Genomic DNA, 8408 nt, shown 5'->3' on the forward strand with positions numbered 1-8408 from the left:
ATACATTATGCGAACCAATGGATAAACAGGCGGGAATTGACCATCCTACTGAGCAAATCCCCACATCCGTAAAACGCTTTTTTGCCTATAATGCGCTGAACGACACGATGAGCATAAACCATGACGACTGCAACTCTACAAACTGAACAGGAATATCTAGCGGCACTATCAGAAGTTGAACCGCTGTTCGACCTCGACCTGCCTGTAGGTTCTGTTGAAGAAAACCGATTTCTATCGCTGTGCACAGCCATTCATGAATACGAGAAAATACATTTTCCTGAGTGCTACAAAAATCAGCTCAGCTAATCTAGTTCACCGCACCGCAGCTAGAATCTAAGAACTGCGCGATGCGCAGAAGGCAGAATCTGGGGTTTATGGATGGTCAACCCCTTGAATAACAAATGGCGCTGACATAGCATTATCAGGCTGACTTAGATCGCTAGATTTTTACCGTACTGAATCGCTACGCAGTACTTGAAGGCTGCTAACCTTCACCATTTTATAATCGAAAAAGCCACTCATCATAAGTGGCTTTTTTGTTTCTCGTCGCTGATACGTTCTCTTGTCTCCGACCATCAGCCTCTTCAATCGCTGTTTAAGCCGTCACAGATAAAACCCGCTTGGCAGGAAGCGCGTTGCGCGGGTTCCTAGCTATTCTGGTAGCTCTCTCTGGTATCGGCGGTTTTAGCATGTTGGCCTATTTTAATAGCAACATGCCGCCTTCCATGCGCGATGCGCATCAAAGACCCTGTGAAGCGCTCCATGCATCATACTGCGATTGTATCCCCAACCACATTTCAGCGCTGACATGCAGAGCCATTTCTAACTGTGCAGCAATGTCTGGCGTGATCTTCATATCGCCACTCAGGAGCTTTTCTACTATGTCCTGCGGCAAATTAAGCTGCTTTGCTGCCTCTGTAGCGGAATTATGCCCAAGATATTCCTGTAACACGTCAGCAGGATGCGATGGATTATGCATAACGTTATAAGCCTCAGATTGCATCATATTGATTAATAGTAACTTTTAAGTTAGTGAGCAACATAAATCTTGCGCATGCGCAAGAAATTGACGGTTCCGGTTAGCGAGCTTACCTCCTCGCAAGCTGCGGGGGTAAGCACGCTAACGCTTCACCTTCTTGGCTTGCAGAACAACCACAATATCTGTCTTGCTCTGTTCCGATCCTTTGGTGCTGAACACTGACGGTAAAAATGACAAACCCGTATTCTGGTCAGTCGATTTATTATCAGCCAAACCGCCAATCAAAATAATATCGCCATCGTTAACCGAAACCGATGTTTGAATATTACGCTTCATCAGTGTTGGTGAGTTATTCACCCCGGTATCGGTCTTGGCGAAACTGGACAGTTCCTGGCTAATTGTCAGGTCGATAATCTGAGCTCGCACCTCGGGAAAAACGTTGAAAATGACACCACTGGAGCGGTATTCGACGGACTGCACCGCGTTTTGCCCCTGAAACGTCACATTGCTGATCACCGGCACATCAGAGCCAACCGAAAAGCTGGCCGTGCTGCCGGAACGCGCTCTGAGAGATGGCGAACTGACAACCCGAAACCGACTGTCCGTGTTGAATAATTCATATAACGCATTGAGATTGCCGGAAGAAAACTTAACAAAGTTATCCATGCTGGCGTTGCTGCCAGATGATCCTATCTGGATCGAAAAACGCTGATTCAACAGTTTAGCCGCGATCGCCAAACCGGAGCCGTTACGCTCTGTGGTCTGGACTTCATAGACATAACCGCCGACATAAATTTCATCACTGGGAATATCAACTGATGGTATAACCTGTTGTAACCGTTGAATATCTTCTGATGTACCGTAAAAAACCAATACATCACCCGGCGTAGACACATTAAATCCATTTTGCACTGTCAGCGCGTTGTTAACGGTACCAGCCCGGTTATCTGACACGCCAAATTTACCCTCTGGAACAATGCTGGCCAGCACCGATGCCAGATAAGCAACACTGCGGTATTTTGGTTGATAAACGTAGGAATTTTTTGGCGTTTTCTTCTCAATCACAGGCAAATTATAGATGTAATCGACCCCATTTTTTGAAGATACGCCGATATTCATATTTTGGAGATAACGTGTGAAAAAGTCCCGTGCATCCTGATCTTCCGTGATATGAAACGACACCAAGCGGCTATCGGTAATGACTTCCGGGGCCAGCATGAATGGCCGCTTAAATACCTGCGAATAAATGAAATTGACAGATTTGGGCAACGATACGCCATCTAATTGAAAATCAACGCCTTTTGCAAATACACTCGGTGTGATAAAAAGCATGAATAACAATGACTTATTCATTTTACACTCCCGCTAAAATAGGTCACTCGTTCGTTATCTATCAACGCATACATCATCATCCCCTGCCCTATAAAAACCTCTTTGCCAATCAGGCGGAAAGCTCCATTGCTGTCGGAAATAATGACGAAATCGGCACCATGATCTTTTAAAGTGCCGGAAATTTTCCACGTTCTGGATAACGGTAATACCGCAACTGGTGGTGATGATGGCGCTACAGAAGGTAATGGTGCTGCTGGCTCTGTCTTTTGTGCATGCACAATATTTTGGCTGCTTGTCTGCCCTCGATTAAGAAAAGAAGAAATAAAGTAAGTAGCAACCGCGAAAGATATAATAGAAAAAAGAAACATAATCCATAATTTGGCCTGACGAAATATATTCTGCCTTTTATCGACACGTGTTTCTTTAGCGTTCCTTTCATCATGCGAATGAAACAAGGGAAAATATTTCGGGTTGTACTTTTCCTGATAACTGGATGTTAGCGATTTTTTATATGTTTTTGCCCCCATGTAAATATCAACGCGATACCGTTTAGCCAATCCTAACGCGAGGTGTTTTTGCATCCGGTATGTGGTTTCAATACGTGATTTTATAAAACGGCAAATCGACCCTAAATCCTGTGAGATAATGACGATGTCACAGGTAAACCCACTTTCTTTATCAGCGAAATGGCGATGTTCGGCAAAAAATGAACGATGCCCGGTCAGCAGCATTTTATCCGTTTCCCAGAAACGCCATGCTTCATCAATGCAGATTAAATCTCCCGGTTTACAAAATGTTTCTCCAGAGCCTTTGTAAGGTAAAAAACTTTCCTTATTTACATCATCATCAGAGACAGGAATAACTATGCCGGGTGTAATGTCTTTTAATTTTTCATCGTTAAGAATGAAGTCCATAAATTTTTCATGCGTTACACCTTCAATGTTTGTCACAATACGACGACCATTCAAAAATGCAGGCAGTATGACCGAGCGAACGACTTCATATGTTTTCCCCGAACCGAGGATTCCAATATACGCGGTAATCGACATAATTTAGCCTATCAGCGGAATACGACGAATAATAAACCGGGTCAGCCAGGCCGAAAGCACAATTTTAATCCCATACGGTAACATCATCAGATTGGCGAAATACCAGACTGAATCAGGAAATTGCGCAAAGACTTCCCGAATATCTGTATCAACGGGTAATCGCTCCTGAAGAACGGGAATAGCTTCAGAAACGAAAAGATAAATTGCAGTGAAAAAGACAAACTTGATAACGATACTTTTAAACAGCCAAATAAGGACGGAGTTCAATGCTGAAATAAGAATACCAAACATAATTTTACCTATGCACTTAATATGACTCGCAAAGCGGCAAGCGACCAGAGAATAGAAGCAAAAAGTTGTATTAATGTTCGAAATTTCTCAAGTAAAGTACAATGTGCATCTACTGTGAAATTTCGGTTATTCCATTCAAAGGAATACGTTGGGCATTGTGCAGCCCTGACGGGAATGTCGTAATTTTGTAAAAATGGCATTAGGGAAAATACCGGTACCAATATATCCCGTCCGGTAGGTATGTTTGACAATTCTGGTGGTGATATTTTAGGGTCTGTGCCTATGACCGTGTTATCACCAGATGAAGGAACAGATTCAGCAGGTAGTTCACCAGTAAAAGTGGCATCTGGTTGAATAAAATCCCCCACGGTCGGTTTACTCGATGATGCTGCGGATACGTCTGCGGCGGTAATAGGATCGCTAGCTGGATACGTTTGCGGTGAGGCGGATTGCCAAATCTTATTCGCTATTTCAGCCGTCACTTCTGGGGCCAATGGTGTATCAAGTTCTGTTTGGGAAATACCATCAATTGCTTGCTGTATAGGCAATGATGTCACTGTGTACTGGTCTGTTGATGGTGAATAGTTTTCCTGACAGGAAGCAATCGCTTTAGATTTGGATGAATTGCTACAATTAACAAGGCTAGCGCTTCCTGTTTGCCACACATTTTTTTTATCAGCGTCTCTGTAAATCACCACAGTTCTTAAATCTTCACGAGTGCTATCACGTTCATAGGAACGAATTTCATACGCTTTACAGTAGTCGCTATTAAGCGAACATATATTAGTTAATACCTCAGCCAGAGTGGAGCCATCATTGGCACGATAAACCCAATAAAAACCTTTGATTCCTAGTTCTTTTGACGGGTCGTAGACCTTCACTTGCACGGTAGATTCATCAATAAAAAGCCATGCTATTGCCCCAGAAGCGGCCAAAGCAATCAGCTTACCACGGCCAACCAGAGCGCCGCGCAGCATGGTGCTCATCCACGAACGACCAGTAACCGTCCCCAGTCGCAACACGGATGATGATTGTGCTATGGAAGCAGATGATTTACTGATATCAGACAACGTACTATAAAAACGTGGGTCATTAACAGAGAAGCCGCGCGAGATGAGTTTACTTTTAACGGCATCGTTAATAACCGTGGTGACATGACTGGCTGAATAAGCGAATACGGATGGCGATAATAACAGTGAGGCAATTAACAAAGGGATCTTCATATCATTCACCATTTGAAAGAATATCAGGTGTGATTAAATAGCTTTATAAAAAAGATGAGGTGATTAGTAATTAACCTTTAAATCCAACAATCACAGCCCAAGCAGACAACAGCCCCCAAGCAAAAACCACGATAAGAATATTATCATTCATATATAACCTCACACATGCATAAAGGGGGATATGACTCCCCCATTTTTTTGTGCATGCACAAATCAGACACCGCGAACCATTGAACGAATGTGTCGAATACCTGCAACGGCCAACGCAATACCGATAGCTCCGGCAGCGATAGACATTAAAACGGCAACCACGCTGGAAAAATCAATATTTGCCACTAAAGGCGAGAAATCGATAGCACCGGGTGTTGTTTCAGCAGCACTAACAGATTGCACTGTAACAATTGCCGGAATGACCAATGCACTAACAGCAATACGTTTAATTTTCATAATTCACCTATGTGTTTTTAACAGCACGAACAATAATTCCGAGTGTATAAGATACTAACCATAAACTCAGAATTGAGGAAAATCCGACACCCCATACTTGGGCTAAATAGACATAATCCAGTTGGGCGATATTTTCTGAAATTGTTAATGTTATCTTGCTACATACTGCTGAGGGATCACAAATGGAGCCTTGAATGTCTGTCATTTTTTCTCTTCGGGGATCAATACGATACGCCCTATTTGAAGTTGATTATAAGAGCCAACCCGAAACGATGACGAATGTAACGTATAGAAACCTGCCTGATAAGGTAGTTGTCCTTCTTCGAGGTTTATTTTAATTAGTTCGGGATAATCCCCGCCTAACCAAGCATACCCCAATTGCTCAAACATTTTATATTCTTTCCCGGTTTTGGCTGACACACCAGAACGGGAATCAAATGTTACCTGAGACGGTTTTATTTCAACTCTGATCATTTATCATTCTCCATTATATATATTATTTAAGCAACACGTAAAAAATTAGATTTTCGATACCATTCAGGAATTGGACAATCGGATACAACGACTTCTCTTTTATTACGTACAAATACCGGGCTAAATTTTGAAATATTACAGCGTTGAGCAATATCAATGCCTATCTTGCGTAATCTGGCTCGATGCGTTTGAACCTGTTTTTTTTCAAAGTTAAAACTATGACCGTGCATCCATTGGATGGCATACATAGCGGTAGTATTGGCTGAGCGGGTGCTATCAACAACGCCCTGACGGATTAAATATTCGCTAATAGTATCAAAGTCCATAGACGTCACCATTAATGATTTATCAAGATGTATAAACGCATCATGTATCGTGGTCAGAATTGAATAGTCAGTGAGTCCCCAAAACAACAACCCATACTTCTGCATATACCTTGGTTTCAGTTTTTGTTCAAAACGAACAACGCCATTTTCTTCACAATAATCAATGACGCGCTGTAAATAACGCACTTCATCAGAGTTTTTACCAAATCTGTTTTCAATCTTACTTAAAGCATGTAGCTTCAATTCGTTTGTCTTGTTATATACCGTGGGGTAAATTAATGAGCGATTGCCCTTTTTTGATAACCAGTCAACAGATTTACCGTTGCTGTGTAATCTTGGGATACTATTTCGATAAGGTAATGTCGATAATCCAGAAATATAGTCATCTTCATTCCCCTTCCCTACCGCACGATTTGTTGTTAAATGAATTTCCCTGATGCAAGCGCCGTCAGTTACCAGCCCTGCTCGTTCATTTTCTTTCGCCTGACGAGGCCAAATTTTTGTGCATTTAGTGAATGCAGGCAGCCCCAATTCAGCAAGGATGGTGTTATAAACCTGTACACAGGCATCAATGGTCTGAATACCAAAGAGATTTTCTACACGATTCCAACGTGAAGGATTACCCGACATTTTCAGTACAGAGCCTCTCATCGTAATAGACACCTGATCGCAAAATGATCCTTTATGCTGAAAAACCGGTTGGCAAAGTTCACTGGCTTCCCCTGTGTCGACATGGATTCGCAGATAAGCGACATCGCTCAGAATGGGTAACTGATACCCAAAATCCTGTTCGATAGTCAGCCAGTCGAAGAACATCTGCGTTCCTTTTATATGCATGCATACACTTATGCGATTAAAAAAATGTACCACCTGTCATGCATGTATGCAAGCATAACGTTACGAGCGCATAACTGTTTAACTATAATGCTCTGAGACAACAGATGAGGTATGTATGACCACACCCAAAAGAACAACGATGGCCATCGTGGCAGAGCGCAAATTAAAGCTAGAAAGGATGGCAATAGACGCTAGCCATACTGCTGGCCGGGCGATCACCTGGACGGATATTGTTAATCATCTGATTGATAACTATGCCAAAGAAGCGGCGAAAGACTTGATTCACGCCAGCAAGGCATCGAGAGAGGCGTCAGAGTAAAAAGATAAATACCGTGGGAAACCACGGTAAAGTTCGGGTGTCACTGAACCCCGAACCGCAAGCGGTGAAACCTTCATCAACTCAGAAATATTAATGCCATATCTTTGAGGATTATAAGTTGGCTATATTCGAATTGTTTTCAAAAAGACAAAAGAAATTAAGAGGTGAAGTAGTTGATGTTTACCAATACACGAATATACCAAAAGCATTTCGTGTTCAGGTCGTTCATATTGTAAGAGATACTATCGGTGAAGATAGTGACTATGAAACGGAAGCAAGTAATATTTACAGACTCGTTCATCAAACGTTGTGCAAGGAATATGGTGTATTCTCTCTCCAGCAGTACCCTGACTCGAATTTCGGGGCAATATTTGACCACTTTTTGGCAGAGAAAAATCATGAAAAATGCTTAGATATCATTGAAATATTCTTCAAGATGATAAATGGCTATATAAAGTCAAATGAATGGAAATTCAGAGGGTTAGCAAAGCAAAGTCCTGATGATGCTATTGAAGAACTTAATGCCAGGTTTAAAGAAGCAGGTCTTGGATACCAATTTGAGTCAGGAGAACTGGTTAAAGTTGATTCACAATTCATCCATTCTGATGTTGTAAAGCCTACGCTCCAAATTCTTGGTAAGAATAGCAATTATAACGGAGCAAACGATGAGTTTTTATCCGCACATGAGCATTATAGACATCAGCGATATAAAGAATGTTTAAATGACTGCCTAAAGTCTTTTGAAAGTCTAATGAAAGCCATACATAAAAAACATTCTTGGCAATTTAATGATACTGACACAGCTAAAAAACTAATTAACAGTTGTTTGTCCAATAATTTAGTGCCTGAATACCTCCAGAATCAATTTTCTTCAATAAGAATTTTACTTGAGAGTGGTATTCCTACCATCCGAAATAAAGAAGGTGGGCATGGACAAGGAGCGGAAATAACAAAAGTTCCTGAGTATTTAGCGAGTTACACTCTTCATTTAACCGCTACTAATCTGCTATTTTTGGCTAAATGCGAAGAAAGTTATACGAAAAAGTAGTTATTGGTTCGCACAATGACGTTATGCTAAAGAGGCCGCTGCGGGATTCGATTTTCGCAGCGGCCTTTTCAACATAACGAGTC

The 8408-nt window shown here is 41.8% G+C and carries 12 protein-coding genes; 3 read left to right on the forward strand and 9 right to left on the reverse strand.

The genetic code is table 11. The features are described 5' to 3' along the window. Positions 1 to 120 precede the first annotated feature (120 nt). Positions 121 to 306 (forward strand): hypothetical protein, encoded by a 186-nt coding sequence (locus WCT94_RS20535; protein WP_336871553.1) that lies wholly within the window; start codon positions 121 to 123, stop codon positions 304 to 306. A 433-nt stretch (positions 307 to 739) separates the two neighbouring features. On the opposite strand, the gene WCT94_RS20540 is transcribed toward WCT94_RS20535, so the two are convergent. The 9 genes from WCT94_RS20540 to WCT94_RS20580 form a co-directional block, all read right to left on the reverse strand. Further along, entirely contained in the window at positions 740 to 979 is a 240-nt protein-coding gene (locus tag WCT94_RS20540; protein WP_320713582.1) for a HigA family addiction module antitoxin, read from the reverse strand. 141 nt (positions 980 to 1120) lie between these two features. Continuing rightward, positions 1121 to 2332 carry a type II secretion system protein GspD gene (locus tag WCT94_RS20545; protein WP_320713581.1) on the reverse strand — a complete coding sequence of 404 codons (1212 nt, stop codon included), beginning with the start codon at positions 2330 to 2332 and terminating at the stop codon, positions 1121 to 1123. Continuing rightward, positions 2329 to 3360 carry a zonular occludens toxin domain-containing protein gene (locus WCT94_RS20550; RefSeq protein WP_320713580.1) on the reverse strand — a complete coding sequence of 344 codons (1032 nt, stop codon included), beginning with the start codon at positions 3358 to 3360 and terminating at the stop codon, positions 2329 to 2331. Before WCT94_RS20550 ends, WCT94_RS20545 begins: the two co-directional genes overlap by 4 nt. 3 nt (positions 3361 to 3363) lie before the next feature. After that, positions 3364 to 3651 carry a DUF2523 family protein gene (locus WCT94_RS20555; protein WP_285669293.1) on the reverse strand — a complete coding sequence of 96 codons (288 nt, stop codon included), beginning with the start codon at positions 3649 to 3651 and terminating at the stop codon, positions 3364 to 3366. Positions 3652 to 3659: 8 nt separating this feature from the next. Next, complete coding sequence (locus WCT94_RS20560) at positions 3660 to 4874, reverse strand: hypothetical protein (protein ID WP_336871557.1); 1215 nt, start codon at positions 4872 to 4874, stop codon at positions 3660 to 3662. 213 nt (positions 4875 to 5087) lie between these two features. Then, positions 5088 to 5321 carry a hypothetical protein gene (locus WCT94_RS20565; protein WP_193400703.1) on the reverse strand — a complete coding sequence of 78 codons (234 nt, stop codon included), beginning with the start codon at positions 5319 to 5321 and terminating at the stop codon, positions 5088 to 5090. Between the two features lie 7 nt (positions 5322 to 5328). Next, positions 5329 to 5526, reverse strand: coding sequence for a hypothetical protein (locus WCT94_RS20570; protein ID WP_125176106.1), 198 nt, complete (start codon positions 5524 to 5526; stop codon positions 5329 to 5331). Beyond that, a complete protein-coding gene (locus WCT94_RS20575; protein ID WP_336871562.1) occupies positions 5523 to 5795 on the reverse strand; it encodes a single-stranded DNA-binding protein in 273 nt (90 codons plus the stop codon). The genes WCT94_RS20570 and WCT94_RS20575 overlap by 4 nt, the downstream gene beginning before the upstream one ends. 26 nt (positions 5796 to 5821) lie before the next feature. Beyond that, a complete protein-coding gene (locus WCT94_RS20580; protein ID WP_336871565.1) occupies positions 5822 to 6937 on the reverse strand; it encodes a phage/plasmid replication domain-containing protein in 1116 nt (371 codons plus the stop codon). A 136-nt stretch (positions 6938 to 7073) separates the two neighbouring features. Here WCT94_RS20580 and WCT94_RS20585 point away from each other — a divergent pair, with 136 nt between their 5' ends. Beyond that, positions 7074 to 7277, forward strand: a complete 204-nt coding sequence (locus WCT94_RS20585) for a hypothetical protein (protein ID WP_336871566.1) — start codon at positions 7074 to 7076, stop codon at positions 7275 to 7277. Positions 7278 to 7395: 118 nt separating this feature from the next. Next, positions 7396 to 8325 (forward strand): STM4504/CBY_0614 family protein, encoded by a 930-nt coding sequence (locus WCT94_RS20590; protein WP_336871569.1) that lies wholly within the window; start codon positions 7396 to 7398, stop codon positions 8323 to 8325. Positions 8326 to 8408 lie beyond the last annotated feature (83 nt).

The organism is Pectobacterium sp. 1950-15, assembly GCF_037136835.1.
GTDB lineage: Bacteria > Pseudomonadota > Gammaproteobacteria > Enterobacterales > Enterobacteriaceae > Pectobacterium.

What these genes read in the sequence shown, in the direction of transcription:
- WCT94_RS20560 (WP_336871557.1), bottom strand. Translation starts at nt 4,874, where the DNA reads ATGAAGATCCCTTTGTTAATTGCCTCACTGTTATTATCGCCATCCGTA.
- WCT94_RS20565 (WP_193400703.1), bottom strand. Translation starts at nt 5,321, where the DNA reads ATGAAAATTAAACGTATTGCTGTTAGTGCATTGGTCATTCCGGCAATT.
- WCT94_RS20575 (WP_336871562.1), bottom strand. Translation starts at nt 5,795, where the DNA reads ATGATCAGAGTTGAAATAAAACCGTCTCAGGTAACATTTGATTCCCGT.
- WCT94_RS20545 (WP_320713581.1), bottom strand. Translation starts at nt 2,332, where the DNA reads ATGAATAAGTCATTGTTATTCATGCTTTTTATCACACCGAGTGTATTT.
- WCT94_RS20550 (WP_320713580.1), bottom strand. Translation starts at nt 3,360, where the DNA reads ATGTCGATTACCGCGTATATTGGAATCCTCGGTTCGGGGAAAACATAT.
- WCT94_RS20535 (WP_336871553.1), top strand. Translation starts at nt 121, where the DNA reads ATGACGACTGCAACTCTACAAACTGAACAGGAATATCTAGCGGCACTA.
- WCT94_RS20585 (WP_336871566.1), top strand. Translation starts at nt 7,074, where the DNA reads ATGACCACACCCAAAAGAACAACGATGGCCATCGTGGCAGAGCGCAAA.
- WCT94_RS20570 (WP_125176106.1), bottom strand. Translation starts at nt 5,526, where the DNA reads ATGACAGACATTCAAGGCTCCATTTGTGATCCCTCAGCAGTATGTAGC.
- WCT94_RS20540 (WP_320713582.1), bottom strand. Translation starts at nt 979, where the DNA reads ATGCATAATCCATCGCATCCTGCTGACGTGTTACAGGAATATCTTGGG.
- WCT94_RS20580 (WP_336871565.1), bottom strand. Translation starts at nt 6,937, where the DNA reads ATGTTCTTCGACTGGCTGACTATCGAACAGGATTTTGGGTATCAGTTA.
- WCT94_RS20555 (WP_285669293.1), bottom strand. Translation starts at nt 3,651, where the DNA reads ATGTTTGGTATTCTTATTTCAGCATTGAACTCCGTCCTTATTTGGCTG.